This window comes from Marinobacterium stanieri, assembly GCF_900155945.1.
In the GTDB taxonomy this organism is placed as follows: domain Bacteria; phylum Pseudomonadota; class Gammaproteobacteria; order Pseudomonadales; family Balneatricaceae; genus Marinobacterium; species Marinobacterium stanieri.
The window spans coordinates 501839-516420 of sequence record NZ_FTMN01000002.1; the positions used below are offsets into that span (position 1 = coordinate 501839).

Here is a 14582-nt window from a genome sequence, read left to right on the forward strand (position 1 = left end):
GGATTAACTCAGTTGAATTTCGTCTGTGGTCGGGATGAAGAGGCAAGGGTCCAGAGCGCGCTGCCACTGCTGCCGTTCAGTAAGAGACGTAAACAGCGGGATGACACGCTTGGCCTGTATCTGTTGCGCCAACCTTTGCAGATCAGAACAGCGCGGGTGCACATTCCAGCGCAGCCAGCGGGCACGCCCCTCGGCTACATCCCGTTGTGCCTTGGGCGGCAGATAACCGGTGTAAATCACTTGGCGCTGACCACTGCTGATCAACTGCTCAATGTCCTCACCGATTCCCTCCGGCCGCCCCACCAGTGCAACCTGGCTTTGCGCCAGCGTGCTGGAAGGTTGCAACCGTTTAAGCCTGTCGAACACACCTGGCTGAAAACAGCTGGCCGGCATCGATTGCATGCGCGCCAGCTGTTGCAGGCAGAGGTCATCCATACTCCAGTCGATGTCCTTTTCTTCCAGCCAAAGCGCCATTTCAAGCGCACGCCCTGACGCAGGCACCGGCAATAAAGTGGGTGTATTCAAATGCGTCAGCAACTCTTCCCGGCATTGATTCAGTGGTTGGTCGTAAAGCCCGTAGGACGCATCCAACAGTGTCAGCTCTGCATCAGGTGGGGTATCAAAGCGGAACAGGGTCGACTCGGTTGAAAAGTCACCGCTGTAGAACAGGCCGTCACCCACATCGAAGTGCAGCCAGACACCGCCCAGCGAGTGGCCGGCCTGGCCGGTCCGCACACGCAGCCCCAGCATTTCCAGCTCGCCCTGCAGCGGCAGCACGCAGTGTTCAATCCCTGCAGGCAGGGCGGCGGCTACCGGCTCCGTCGCGTATACCGGTGTCCCCTTTGGCACTCGATCAATGGCGCCCATGTGATCCACATGGTCATGACTGATCACTACGGCATCGACAGGACGATCCTGTGGCCACTCCCAGTCACAGGGCAGTCCGGGCTCAAGCGGGCCTCCTGCCTCAATCAACAGTCGTCCTTGTTCGGTATCCAGCAGGAAAGCGGCCGGCTGTTTACCGCCCAAACCACTCAAAATACGCAGTGCCGCTGTCATCGTGTCGGCTCCAGCGACCAGCCCCGGCTGATATGCAGGCAAGTTCGGTCGGCCATAGCCAGAGGTTGATCATGAAAAGCCATCAGCTCGGCGCCACAGGCCAGGCGCAACTTGAGTTCGTAATGCGCGCCCCGGTAAATGGAGGCGATCACTTCAGCCGATACGCCGGGCACTCCGACTCGCACATCCTGAGGCCGAATCAGTACTGGGGTCCTGGCACCCTGCTCAGCGCTCAGCCCTGTGGCCAGAGCCTCAGGCCCGATTTCAAACCCCGGTGCGATACCGCCCACGCTGGCAACGCCGCCCTGGCCAATAAAGCCGGCCACCCATTCACTTCTGGGCCGAGCATACAGGTCCTGAGGGCTGCTCCACTGCTCCAGTTGCCCCCGGTTCATGACGGCTATTTTGCTGGCAAGCGACATGGCCTCGGACTGGTCATGCGTCACGTAGATCATGGTGGCGCCTGTACGGCGGTGAAACTCCCGGAAGGTTTCTTCCATGGAGGCACGCAGGTGTCGATCCAGGTTCGCCAAGGGTTCATCCAGTAGCACCACATCGGGCTCGGTCACCAGACAGCGGGCCAACGCAACACGCTGACGCTGGCCGCCACTCAGATCCTTGGGCGCACGATCCGCCAGGTGCGCCAGCTGTACAGCCGCCAGAGCTTCATCAATGCGACGCTGCCGCTCGCCCTCCGACAGTTTCTGCAATTTCAGCGGATAGGCCACATTCTGCAGCACGCTCATGTGCGGCCAGAGCGCATAGGACTGGAACACCATCCCCATACGACGCGCCTCCGGCGGCACATGAACTCCGTCTGCGGCCAATGTCTGTCCGTTCAAGTGGATACTGCCGCCCGAAACGGCCTCAAAACCGGCCAGCATGCGCAGCATGGTGGTTTTGCCGCAGCCACTGGGGCCCAGCAAGGCGACAAATTCGCCCTGTTCAATGTCCAGACTAACCGCATCCACCGCCGGCTGGCCGTCAAAGATTTTAGTTACAGAATCCAGTATCAGGTTCGCCAAGGTATAACTCCTTCAGGCAGCCAGCGCCCCATCAGGCTGAGCAACAGCATGAGCGCGGCCACCATAACTACAATCACCACCGAGATGGCTGCGGCCAGCACGCTGTCGCCGCCTTCATCCAGGTTAAACACCAATACACCCAGGGTTTCATTCCCGGCACTCCAGAGCAGCGCCGACACCGTCAATTCGTTTACCGCAGTGAGAAACACCAGCAGTCCACCAGCACAGAGCGCAGGTGCAACCAGTGGCAACACGATTTGCAGCAAACGCCTGAGCGGCCCGGCCCCCGCAAGTTGCGCGGCTTCTTCCAGCGAGCCATCAAGCTGGCCGGCACTGGCCTGCACCGGCTTCAGCGCGATACTCATGAATCGCGCCAGATAGGCCACAAACAGAATCGCCAGCGTGCCGTAGAGGCTGATATCCAGCAGCGGCAAGGGCTTTACGAACAGCAGGATGCAGGCAATCGCCAACACCACACCGGGCAAGGCATAGGGAATTTCGATCAGACTGTTGATTGTTGTGCGCAGCCGGGGCTGCATGCGCAAGAGCAGCCAGGCCAGCGGCAGGCTCAAGGCCATCAAGAACAGAGCACTGCCGCCGGCCAACAGCAAGCTATTACTCATGGCACGGCTGGTGACGCCCTGACGTGTGAGCATCTCCACATAGGCTTCAAAGGTCAGTGTCTCAGCGGTGAGGCCAACACCCAAAGCAGGCACCAGTGAGCTAATCACCAGCGCGATCAGCGGTGCTACCAATATCAGCCCCAGTACCAGCCAAAGCGCCGCCTGCAATAACCGACGATGACGGGTATCCAGCTCAAATGCCTGAGCACGGCCACTATGGCCCACCAGTTCAAACTGGGCCTTGCGCACAAACCGCTGCTGAACCAGCACACCGATCAGTGCAAGACACCCGATCAACATCGACAGTACCGCCACGTCACTCAATACCGTTTGACCAAACCCGGCCAGATGCTGATAAATCAAAGTGGGCAGTACATAGTAGGACGCGGGAATACCCAGCATGGCCGGAATGCCGAAGTTACCCAATGCCGATACGAAAGCGATTGCGGCGGCCGCTACCAGCCCGCTGCGACACAGGGGGAAAATCACATCAAGCCAGATCCGACGCTGACTGGCACCATTGATGCGTGCAGCCTCAATCAGCTCGGCGGGCAGGTTAATCAGGCTGGCTCTCAGGGTCAGAAACACCAGGGGCGCGTGCTGAATCCCCATCAGCAACGCAATACCTTCGGCCGAGTAAAGAGGCTGCGGCGAGCCTAATGAAGGCGCCATTCCCAGCGAGTTGAGCAACGGGCTACTCGGGCCAAACAGTTGCAGCCAGCTCAAAGCCGTTACCTGAGGCGGAATCATCATGGGCAACATGAAGCAGAACACCAGCCACTGGCGGCCGGAGACATTGGTCAGCGACAGTGAACAGGCAAATAGCGCTCCCAGCACCAGCGATATCAGGGTTGCCAGTATCGAGGTATAGAGACTGTTATACAGAGCAGTCCAGGTAGCACTGTCACGCAGCACCCGAAACAGCGGCGAATCAGTTCCCTGATCCAGCTGACTGAGCGCTTCCAGCATCAGGCGCAGGCTGGGCGTCAGGCTCAACAGGACTATTAACGCGAGAATCAGTGCGACCAGCCAGCGCGGCTGGTCGCTCGAACGTATGGCTACCAGCATGCTCAGCCGCCAAATACGTCGTTAAAGCGTGCCTTGTTGGCATCGGCATTGCGCAGTGCATCAGCCGCATCAAACGGCATCAGCTTGATCTTGTCACGTGCCGGGAAGCCTTCTGGTACTGCAACCTGATTGCTGGCCGGCAGGTAACCCTGTTCGCGCACCAGCTCCTGCCCTTTGGCAGACAACACGAAATCGACAAACGTCCGGGCCGCGTCCACATTCTCGGCGCCCTGCATAATGGCCACCGGCTCGGTCACCATGCTGCCGCCCTCCTCCGGGAAGACAAACTCAATGGGCGAGCCTTTACGCGCTTCGCGGATGGCCAGGAAATCGACGATCACGCCATAGGGCTTATTGCCGGATGCAACGGCCTTAAGCACACCGCCATTGCCGCCCTGAGCCTGGGTCTTGTTGTCTGCCAGAGAGCGGTAGTAATCCCAGCCAAGGTCAGGGTTGGAGGTCAGTGTCGCCAAATGAATCAGCGCAGCACCGGAGTAAAGCGGGCTCGGCATCGCTACTTGCCCCTTGCAGCGCTCATGCGCCAGATCAGCCCAACTGGCCGGTGACTCGGACGCGCGGGTATGGCGCACAATGCCGGTGGTGATCAATTTGGTGCCGTAGTAATAGCCCTGGGGCTGGTACAAAGCTGAATCGAAATGCTTGCGCTCGGGGCTCAGATAAGGCTGCAGATGCCCACCTTCCTTGAGCGATTCCATATTCACGCTATCGGCAATCAACAACAAGTCGGCTCGGGACGAACCACTTTGCAATTCAGCCCGCAGGCGTGTCATCAGCTTGGTGGTGCCATCACGGACCCACTCAACCTCGATATCAGGATGCGCCTGGGTAAAGGCATCCACCGTTGCCTGAGCATCGGCGTTGGGTTGGCTTGTATACAGCACCAGACGGCTATCCGCCTGCGCCATCATGGAAAGGGTACCGCCGGCAATGACGGCGAGGGTCATCAGAGTCTTCTTAAACATCATGCCATCTCCAAAATGTGATGGCTGAAACCTTAGTGACACCTCCTTACACCAGAATGACATTTCATTTTCGTTTTGATGTCGCTGACTTTCGTTTTGCATATTCAACGACAAAACCGCTAACGGCATTACCTTTCAGGACACAGGCTGACCGATGCATCAACGCAGACACCAGATTACCGAACGGGTAAACAATGAAGGCCGCACCAGCGTGCAGCAGCTGGCAGAGCACTTTGGCGTATCCGTGCAGACCATTCGCAACGACGTTCGCGTGCTGGTACAACAGGGGCTGCTTCTGCGCAACCACGGGGAAGTCTTGCCCTTCCCCCACCGGGAGAACATCAGTTACGACCAGCGACGCATTCGCAATGAGCCCGGCAAGGCACTGATCGCTGAGCTCTGTGCAGAGCAACTCGGCGGGTTTCAGACCCTGTTCATGGGCACAGGCTCAACTCTGGCGGAACTGGCCGCACGGCTTGGCGAGCACAAAGGCTTGCAGGTGATCACCAACAACCTCCATGTGGCGAACCGACTCTGCGAGCATCCGGACTGTGGCCTCACCATCGCCGGTGGTCGTGTGCGGTTGCGCGACAGGGATGTGATTGGCGGCGACGCCCTGCGCTTCTTCAAGCGCTATCGCGCCGATACAGCAATTACGTCGGTAGGAGCAATGGACGCCAACGGTCAATTATTCGATTTTAACGATGATGAAGTAATGGCACGGGAAGCCATGTTGGAACAGAGCCGTTTGCGCGTGCTTTTGCTCGATAGCAGCAAGTTTGATTGCCTGGCCCCCTGCCACGCCGGGCACATCGAAGACTACGATCTGGTTATTACCGACAAGCCCCTGCCACAACGGTTACAGGGACTTCTCATCGCCAAGGGTAAACAAACGTTGAGCGGTACCTGACTTAAGCCAGGCCGTGAATTTCCTTCCAGTTACCCGGGTACCATGCATAGCAGTCACTAGGCTTGACTGGCTTTTTTATGCCCGAGTGCAGGTGTTTTCGAATTTGCTAGACAGCCGCCTGCAGCTGGGCCTCATCCAGTCGCGCGACGATACGCTGAATCTTGCCGTGCAGAGCCTCTGCGGTGAAAGGTTTCACCAGATAACCGTTAACGCCGGCATAGGCCGCTTTTGTCATTTGCTCTTTCTTCGATTCAGCCGTAACCATCAACACCGGAACTCGGGCCGTTTCCGGGTGGGTACGCATGTTAACCACCAGCTCCAGACCATCCATCTCCGGCATATGCCAATCCGTCACCACCAGGTCGACTTTGTTCTTTGCCAAGTGCTCCAGCGCTTCAATACCGTTACTTGCCTGATGAATGCGGGTGAAGCCCAGTTGGCTCAGCAAACGGCTGATGATCCTGCGCGTGGTTGAAAAGTCGTCAACCACCAGAACGGTCATGGAAGAAATCATGTCTGCACTCGGTTATGAATTTCAGGGAGCATTCTAGCCAAAAACACTTTTTGTCTCAAATGTCACTTATAGTAATTTTTAAACTAAATACTCACAATACTTATGGATTTAAGTCCATTCCGCACTAAGTCAGGCCGAGCACCGGATTGTCTTTACGTGCCACTCCCCCTAAGCTCTTGGGCATGACCACTTCAACCTCCTCCCGCGTACGTGCACGCGCCCTGATGGGTTTTGCCGATCTGGTGAACCAGTGCGGTGGTGACCCAAGCGACCTGCTGCACGAACTGAATATCAGCCCGGCCCTGCTGGAACAGCCCGATGCTTCGCTGGAGCATGCACAAGTCGTTCGCCTGTTTGAGCGTGCCGCTGAAAGGCTGGAAGTCAGCGACTTCGGCCTGCAACTGGCTCAGATACAGGACACCGATGCACTGGGGCCGGTGGCCGTCATTGCGTTGAACGCTGCATGTGTTGGCGAAGCACTGGATGCCATTCATCGCCACATGGCCTATATCAGCACCAGCGCTGAAGCGGTCATTGATCCTGATGCTCGCCCGAGCCAGGCCGCCCTGTTCTACTCTCTGAACCTGCCCATAGACATTCCTCATCGCCAGAAGTCGGAACTCAGCTATGCCATCGCACTTCGCCTGTTACGGCTTCTGGCCCCCGAACAAGACAGCACAGACTGGGAGGTGCATTTCAAACATGAACAGGGACTGCCACTGGATGAGTACAGGCAGCGCCTTGGCTGTCGGGTGAAACTTGGGCAAAAGGCTGAAGGGTTGTACTTCCCGCGGGAACTGCTGGATCAAACCATCAACACGGCCGATCCGGTTTTGGCCGGTGAAGTCGAGCCTTACGTGTCTCACATCGTGCGCCGCTTTCCGCTGGACCTGGCCATGCAGGTGCGCACATTGCTGGAGCAGCAGCTGGTATCGGGTAATTGCACCCTGCCCAGAATTGCCCAGCAACTGATGATGTCGCCACGCACCTTACAAAGGCGGCTGAAGCAACAGGGCAGCAGCTTTGATGAGATCGCTGATACACTGAGAAGAGAACGGGCAGAAGACCTGCTGCGCAATTCCAACAAGCCTCTGGAGTCGGTCTGGGGGTTGATCGGTTATACCGAAGCCAGCACCTTCAATCGTGCCTGCCGGCGCTGGTTCGGCCAGACACCACTGGCGTTCCGCAAAGCGTTACGGAACACCGGGGGTGCGTCTTTGGTATCCTGATCAGCTCAGCAACCCGCCTGTCGCCTGCTTCAGGAACTCGCGCGTCACCTCACCATGCGGTGACATGATCAGATCCAGGTTGGCATCCTTGGCCATTTCCATGCAGCCGCGCGGGTTGGAGAATTCGCGGAAGCCTTCAACACCGTGGTGACGGCCCATGCCACTTTTGCCTACGCCACCAAAGCCCATGGTTTCCTGTGCACCCTGCAGCGCAGCCGCGTTGACACAGAAACCACCGGACGAGGTATTCAGGCGCAGCTTGTCCACCAGTTCCTGCTGGTCAGAGAAGATATAGATCCCCAGCGGACGGTCACCTGACTGAATCGAAGTGATCACCTGATCAAATTCGGTGTAGGTGTAGATCGGCAGGATCGGCCCAAACACCTCGTTACGTCCCAGCAGGGAGTCCTGCTGCGAATTGATCACTAGTGTCAGGGGCATGCGGGACGGCGAGCTCTCATCACCGCGCTCGGCAGCACTGCCCAGCTCGATAACCTGAGTGCCCTGCTGGCGTGCCTCATCCAGGTAGCTGCCCAGACGGTCGAACTGGCGGGTATTGATGACGGAGCAGATCTGCGGCGCCTGGGTGTAATCACCCACGGAGCTTTCGACAAAGTCCTTCACCAGATTGACGAAACGATCCACCGAACCGGCCGGCACATAGCAGTGGTCCACGTTGATACACAGCTGACCGTTTTTGGTCATCTTGATACCAACCATGGAGCGGATATTTTCCGGCGTCAGCGCTTCTTCAGTGAATACGGTCGGGTTCTTGCCGCCCAGCTCCAGAGTGACCGGCACCAGATTTTTCGCCGCATTCATCATCACTTCACGGCCGATATTGGTACTGCCGGTGTACAGCAGATGATCCCACTGCATGGCACTGAAATGCTTGGCCAGATCGATGCCGCCATTCACCACGGCAACACGCTCACGATCAAAGGTCGCGCCGATGATCTCTTCCAGTACTTCGCCTACAGCCGGCGTCTGCTCGGAGGGTTTGATGATGGCACGGTTACCGGCTGCCAGCATTTCGCACAGCGGACCAACCGTCAGTTCAACCGGGAAGTTCCAGGCCGGCATGTTGCCGATTACGCCCTTGGGCTGGTATTCGATGTAAGCCTTGGAGCTGCCGTAGATGTGCGGCTCAACTTCGCGATAATCGCGTGCGGTCCACTCTTCCAGCATTTTCTCGGCATACTGGGCACGGGCCGCCACACTGACCACATCGTGTGCATAAGTCATCAATTCAGGATGGTAGCCATAGTCGCTGTTCAAGGCTTCGGCCAGGCGCTTGGCATTGCCCAGTATCATGCCCGGAATCGCCTGCAGCCATTCGCGGCGCTCGGCAAGCGTCGGGTGCGAGTGCTTGAGGTAGGCAGCCTTCTGCTGCTGGAAAACGTCTTCGAGTTGCGCAATGGCAGCGTGATCAGCGTGAGTCATTTCAACCTCTCATTGTTATTGGCATAGGGTCGTCGGACTGAGACCGGCCATGGAGGTATTATTCACACCCTGATCACACAAATATTGTCTTTTGGCGCCACTCTGTTCGGCACAGATGCTGAGTGCCTTCAGGCACTTGGAGGACGGGCAATTCCGGCTTCTCTCAGCAGCATCGAAGCGCGGGTCGTAACGTCACTCTGGAACGCCTTTTCATAATTCACATCCAGCACATAGGCCTTGGCCCTCAGGCGAATCACCACCCGGTTGGTCAGCACTATCTCTTCAATGGCAAAGGTGACCGGCTGCTTAAGATAGGCAAAGCGGCTGGTGACGATGACTTCACGTACAATGCTGCGGGCCTGTTCAATGTCCGCATCCAGTGCCAGATGGAAATCGGTCACCACCATCATCGACATGGCGCCCATATTGCCGGATGACACCACATCGGTGACGAAACGGGCATTGGGAATGGTGACGGTATTGTCATCCAGCGTCTGCAGCCGCACCGAGCGCAATGTAATGGCCGTAATCTCGCCATACACGCCCTCAAAGTTGACCCTGTCCCCTACCTGGAACGGGCGATCAAACAGCAGCATGATGCCGGCAATCAGCGAGGCCGCCACATCCTTGAGGGCAAAGCCCACCGCCACCGCTGCAGAGCCACCCACGGCCAGCAGCATCTCCTGAGGCGGATTCAGAACGGTAATCAGCAGAAAGGCTGTACCGCCGATATACAGCACAAAACTGACCAGCGTGGTCATTTGCAGGATGGTAAAGCGGCGCGTGGGCAAATGATCCATTAACCCGGTGGCCGTACGTCGAATCATCCAGTTGATCAGCCAGAGGACGACAAAACCGGCTACCAACATCAGCAGGTTGCTGGCCTCGAACATGGCCAGCACCGTCTCCAACTGCGAATTGAGTGTGTCTGCCGTGTCATTCATTGAGCAGATTCTTCCTGTGCAATAACCGACCCAACACCGGAATCCATACCGGCACTATGCGGTAGCGACGGTCCTTTGTACGCCAGACGAAACCGGCATCGAAGGCCGTTTTCAATGCAGTGCGAATGGTGGATTCCGGGATCGAAGTGGTTTCGACCAGCTCATCACTGGTCATGTTTTCATGCAGCATCAGCGCCGAATATACAAACAGCAGGTCAGCCCCCAGATTATCCAGCGCACTCGACGAAGGCTGCTGCGGCAGGCTTACCAGCACGGACTTGGTGCGCACCGTGACCGACCTGAGCCACATCTCCAGCGCCTGCATGGGGTTGCCGCCACTGGCATCCCACAGCAGGTTGAAATAGAGCTGCTCGGCATTGCGCACATTGCCGGCCTGGGGCCCTCGAGTGGACAGCAGAATGTCATCATAATCCAGTGACAAGCCGCTCAGCTGGTGGCGCGACATGATCAGCGAGCGAATTTCGCTTTGCGTCCAGGCCTTGGTTTTGATCACCTTGCTGAACTGGTAGTCACCGCCAAACACCTGGCGCAGATAGGCCCAGCTGGAGTTACTGATCGCAATCACCCAAAAAATGCTTTGCACGCGCGTGCGCAGCAGGCTCAGCACCATTTCCCAGCCACCCAGGCCACCGACTTTGCGCAGAAACAGGTTCTGAGCATCTTCAATGATGACGACGGTCGGCTGCCGCTCCGCTTCACTGGCGACCAGCGCCGAGGGGCCGGCACTGAGATTGATCCCCAGCGCGGCTCCCAGCAGTTCGGTCACCTGGGCTTCAGTCGTGGTTTTGGCCGGTACCTGCACCCGGCATACGTGCAACTCCCGTTCTTTCTCTGCCCAGCTGCCCAGCCGCTCTATCAACGTGGACTTGCCCGAACCTCGCGGCCCTTGAATCAGCAACGAGTTTTCTTCCGAGGTATGCGCCTGCCACTGCTCCACTGATGCCTGCACTATGCTCAGCAGCTCCACATTGATATAGGGCATCTTCTGCTCCGGCAGGTCTTCGCCAAACCACTGCCGATAGCGTTCCTGTGCCTCGCTCTCTTCACCACCGGACTCCGCTGCCGATTGCGACGAACGCAGGGCAAAACTGCGTGCCGAGATGCGACGATACCAGTCAAAATCGATCAGGCCACGGTGGCAAAAATCGACTAATTGCCCGCCCAGCATCACGGGGATACCCAGTGGCCGCAAGAGCATGGCCGCACGCGGAGCAAACACGCGCTGTACCCAAGGGTCCACCTGCTGCGGCAGGTAAGACTGCAGTGCCACCACAAATTCATCACGATAACGGTGCAGCAACACACTCAACGCGATAAGGATCGACAGCAGTGTCAGCCAACGCAGATGATGCAGCAGCAAGGCATTGCCAATGGTCAGGTGCGCCATCGCCTGCAACAGCCAGGGCAGCAGAATAATGGCGGAGGCATAACGGGCACGGCGGGCGATACGGCTAGACTCCTTATCACTCAGGAACACGCTCGCCCGCTCGTTGATCCGGTGCAGCATCCAGCTGCAGAACTCAGCCACCAGGCCGTAGAGAATGTAGATCTTGGCGAACGGAATCAGTGGCAACAACAGGACCAGGTGATAGTCGGTAAACAGGACTTTCAGCAGATCCAGACCAATCCAGCCAACAAACCAGGGCAGCAGTGTGGGAAAGCTGGTGGTGCCCCTGAGTACCTGATGATACAGCCGCTGCTTACGGTAACGTCGCGCCAGCTCGGCATGCCAGTTGGAGGCTGGCGTTCTGAGCCAGCGGGCAAGCGCTGCCAGCGCCCAGAAACAGAATATGCCGAACAGGTATTCAGCAATCTGCAAGTAGCGCCAGAGGGAAGAATCTACGCCCCCGGCGGGCCTGAAATCCACACGGGCATCTACATATAGCCACTTGAAGATATTGCGAATGGCCCGTGCTTCCAGACCCAACAAACGGGTATGACTGATCTTGATCGCGGCCAGGGCCTCCTCGAATACCGGCCCCTGCTCACGCCAGAGCAGACTTCTCCCCGTATTCAGGTTGATCGACATCACCAGCGCATCCAGTTCCAGTATGCGTAAGTGCTGCTTCAGCAACCCAAGGGTGTCGGATGGTAGTGCTTTGGGCAGGTCGGCCTTGCGGCGCGAAACCGCACTGGTCTGGGCCAGTGTTTGTGACTGGCGCCACAACTCAATCCAGAGCTGGATATCCTTGGTTGTGATATCGTCTGCCAACCCCTGCTGAAGCTGAAAAAACTCCCGCCGCTGCTGAGCAAGAGGTGTGCCCATTTGGTTCAACCAGGCATCCACCTCAGCCAGGTAAACAGGATCAACGGTCGCCAGCACCTCCTCCTGGTGCAGCAAAACACGTTGCCGTGAACGCCAGATATTCAGCAACGCCTCTCTAAGTTCCACCGGCTGCTTGCGCCAGAGGCGATCACGCAGATTACTGATATGCCCCTGATTACGCTGCAGTTGTGTAAGCGCCTCTGCGTACTCGTCTGTCAGGCTGGCACAGCTCAACTGCACAGGCCAAACCTGACCGTCCTGCTCACCCGCTCTTGCGGCCAGAAGGGCTTCCAGTTGTTCAGTACCCGCATCAGCAGCCGCACTGCCTTCCACCACCGAGCGAAGGTGCTGAACAATGGTTTCGGCTGCATTCACATCCTGATGCAGGCTTTTCAGTACCAGCGCCTGCTCGCTGCAATCAATATCATCCTGTGCCAGCACAAGGGTTGGCAATACGAGGGATAACACCAGCAGGACTGGTGCAAGAAGAGAGACATTCATGCTGGCTATATGATTTCCGCTATCAAGGGCCTGCAAAGAGGCCTGCCAAATGGGTCTCAGATGAATATAGCAGCTTAATTATGAAAGCGTTGCTGCTTGAAACCTTCCTCTGCTGCCCTAAATCCCGGTCACGGCACGTCCGATAAATTGCACCGGCCCCGTCGGCAGCCCTGTCGGTGAACCGCCGCTTTGCTCGATGGTCAGCTCAAACAACTGGTTGGGTGTAATGGCAGACAGCTCTTCAAGCTGGGTTTCCAGGCTTCGATCAGGATCAACCAGCCCCAGCGACACGGGCTTCTCCCACCCTTCGGCCTTGGTCCAGAACTCCAGTACCTTGCCCTCGGGCACCTGGGTCGCTACCAAAGGCTTGAGCTCGATACTGGAGCCATCGTAACTGGTCAGCATCCAGCCCGGCTGTGTTTGCCCCGGTGCCGTAAGCACCACGATATGCGTGGGTGCCGGTTCGCGCACGAGAAACAGTCCGACACAAACCACCAATAATGCCGCCGTGGCCATCCGCCAAATTCCACTGCCCTGCCACATGGAAGGCCTGGTTGGCTCCCGCATTTTCAGCTCATCGAGACTGCGCTCAATCCGCAACCTGGCAAAGGGAGACGGCTCTACGGAAGGAACCAGTTCGTTCAACAGCTCAAGCCGGTCTTCCCAATAGGCAACGGCCTCACGTGCCTCGCTCTCCTGCGCCATACGCACCTCAAACTGCTCACGCTCTTCAGCATCCAGCGCCCCCATCACGTAGTAGGCCGCCGAGAGGCTGAGTTGCTCCTCTTTGCTCAGGCTACTGTCCGTCATGACATGCACTCTCTCAGTTTGATCAGGCTACGTTGCACCCAGGCCTTAACCGTGCCAAGTGGTTTATCCAGGTGACTGGCCAGCTCAGAATGGGTCAGCCCATGCACATAGGCTTTCACCACTGCTGAACGCTGCTCGGTATCCAGCTGTTTCAGACAATCCAGTAACGTGTGGCGTTCACGGCTGGAGCGCGGCTCAGGCTCGTGCGAAAGCCGCTCCAGTACCGCATCCAGTTCAGGCATTTCCTGGTCCGTCGACAGGCTGGCTTCACGGTAGGCATAACGCTGAGTATTCAACGCGAGGTTGCGCGCCATGCGGCTTAGCCAGGCTTGGCCATTGCCACCTTCAGCGTCGAATGAATCCGCCCGGGTCCACACGCGGACGAAAAGATCATGCAGGATATCTTCAGCGAGCGCCTGATTTCGCACTATCGCCATGATTAATCCCAGCAAGCGAGATGACTCCAGGTGATAGAGCTCAGATAACGCAGAACGTTTCCCCTGAGCACACTGAAGAATCAATTGATTAATGTTTGCGTCCGTCACGGCTGCCCATCGAGTCCTTGAGTATGAACCTCATACTAGAGTACCGACCCGAAACCGCCAAGGCGCAAGGCCCGGCGGTTTCGTCAGGCTATTACCGGGCTTTCCAGAACACATATTCACCGGTATAGGCCACCAGACGCTTGGTGCCGACGGCACCAGCATCACAGCCGGACTTGGGCGCAGCACCACCGTGCAAATTGATACGCTGAATGTAGGTGACGCCGTTTAATGCGCCGTCGCGTTCAGAGGCATTCGCTTGCACCAACTGGAACGGGATATTGCCATCCCCTGCCGGTGCGGTTGCCAGCTGCTTGCCGGTAATTTTGCTGCCATCAGTGGCTTCCCAGGTCGCAGGAGGGCCATAGTAGGACACGGCTGGCTTACCCATTTCATCAGATAGAACGGCAGCAGGGCCGGCAAACTTCCAGGCCGGGCCTTTATCCGTCTCGGCACACATCCAGGCGACGGTGCCGACTGCCTTGGTTTTCATGGCAGCTTCATGCCCGGCTGGCACCTTGATGTCATCCGGAATCGTCATGCTGTGCCCTGCGGCCACGACCGAACCGCTCGCAACGGAAAGTGAGAGTGCGGCAGCGGTAAGAATCGACTTGGTATTGATGTCCATCGTTATATCCTCATTT

The 14582-nt window shown here is 57.5% G+C and carries 13 protein-coding genes; 2 read left to right on the forward strand and 11 right to left on the reverse strand.

Features of this window, described 5'->3' with window-relative positions:
* Positions 1–3: 3 nt before the first annotated feature.
* Genes BW956_RS07395 through BW956_RS07410 form a run of 4 tightly spaced genes read right to left on the reverse strand, consistent with a single transcriptional unit; the run spans position 4 to position 4758 of the window.
* Positions 4–1059 (reverse strand): MBL fold metallo-hydrolase, encoded by a 1056-nt coding sequence (locus BW956_RS07395; protein WP_076462036.1) that lies wholly within the window; start codon positions 1057–1059, stop codon positions 4–6.
* On the reverse strand, positions 1056–2084 hold the full coding sequence (locus tag BW956_RS07400) for an ABC transporter ATP-binding protein (RefSeq protein WP_076462038.1): 1029 nt from the start codon (positions 2082–2084) through the stop codon (positions 1056–1058). The genes BW956_RS07395 and BW956_RS07400 overlap by 4 nt, the downstream gene beginning before the upstream one ends.
* Positions 2072–3775, reverse strand: a complete 1704-nt coding sequence (locus BW956_RS07405) for an ABC transporter permease (RefSeq protein ID WP_076462040.1) — start codon at positions 3773–3775, stop codon at positions 2072–2074. The genes BW956_RS07400 and BW956_RS07405 overlap by 13 nt, the downstream gene beginning before the upstream one ends.
* A 2-nt stretch (positions 3776–3777) precedes the next feature.
* On the reverse strand, positions 3778–4758 hold the full coding sequence (locus BW956_RS07410) for an ABC transporter substrate-binding protein (protein WP_076462126.1): 981 nt from the start codon (positions 4756–4758) through the stop codon (positions 3778–3780).
* 154 nt (positions 4759–4912) lie between these two features.
* Between BW956_RS07410 and BW956_RS07415 the strand changes: the two genes are divergently transcribed.
* A complete protein-coding gene (locus BW956_RS07415; RefSeq protein WP_076462042.1) occupies positions 4913–5668 on the forward strand; it encodes a DeoR/GlpR family DNA-binding transcription regulator in 756 nt (251 codons plus the stop codon).
* A gap of 106 nt (positions 5669–5774) precedes the next feature.
* Here the strand turns inward: BW956_RS07415 and BW956_RS07420 are convergent, their stop codons facing one another.
* Positions 5775–6182, reverse strand: coding sequence for a response regulator (locus BW956_RS07420; RefSeq protein ID WP_076462044.1), 408 nt, complete (start codon positions 6180–6182; stop codon positions 5775–5777).
* Positions 6183–6364: 182 nt separating this feature from the next.
* Here BW956_RS07420 and BW956_RS07425 point away from each other — a divergent pair, with 182 nt between their 5' ends.
* Complete coding sequence (locus BW956_RS07425) at positions 6365–7411, forward strand: AraC family transcriptional regulator (RefSeq protein ID WP_076462046.1); 1047 nt, start codon at positions 6365–6367, stop codon at positions 7409–7411.
* Here BW956_RS07425 and BW956_RS07430 read toward each other — a convergent pair whose 3' ends face one another.
* From BW956_RS07430 to BW956_RS07455, 6 genes are all read right to left on the reverse strand, one after another.
* On the reverse strand, positions 7412–8854 hold the full coding sequence (locus tag BW956_RS07430) for an aldehyde dehydrogenase family protein (protein ID WP_076462048.1): 1443 nt from the start codon (positions 8852–8854) through the stop codon (positions 7412–7414).
* A gap of 128 nt (positions 8855–8982) precedes the next feature.
* The gene (locus tag BW956_RS07435) at positions 8983–9798 is read right to left on the reverse strand and encodes a mechanosensitive ion channel family protein (RefSeq protein ID WP_010323808.1); all 816 of its coding nucleotides are present in this window, start codon (positions 9796–9798) and stop codon (positions 8983–8985) included.
* Positions 9791–12586, reverse strand: a complete 2796-nt coding sequence (locus BW956_RS07440; RefSeq protein WP_076462050.1) for an AAA family ATPase — start codon at positions 12584–12586, stop codon at positions 9791–9793. Before BW956_RS07440 ends, BW956_RS07435 begins: the two co-directional genes overlap by 8 nt.
* Positions 12587–12703: 117 nt before the next feature.
* Positions 12704–13396, reverse strand: coding sequence for an anti-sigma factor (locus BW956_RS07445; protein WP_076462052.1), 693 nt, complete (start codon positions 13394–13396; stop codon positions 12704–12706).
* Positions 13393–13941: a sigma-70 family RNA polymerase sigma factor gene (locus BW956_RS07450; RefSeq protein ID WP_083702969.1), complete on the reverse strand. Its 549-nt coding sequence runs from the start codon at positions 13939–13941 to the stop codon at positions 13393–13395. The genes BW956_RS07445 and BW956_RS07450 overlap by 4 nt, the downstream gene beginning before the upstream one ends.
* Positions 13942–14032: 91 nt before the next feature.
* Positions 14033–14566, reverse strand: a complete 534-nt coding sequence (locus tag BW956_RS07455) for a DUF3455 domain-containing protein (protein WP_076462054.1) — start codon at positions 14564–14566, stop codon at positions 14033–14035.
* Positions 14567–14582: the final 16 nt, after the last annotated feature.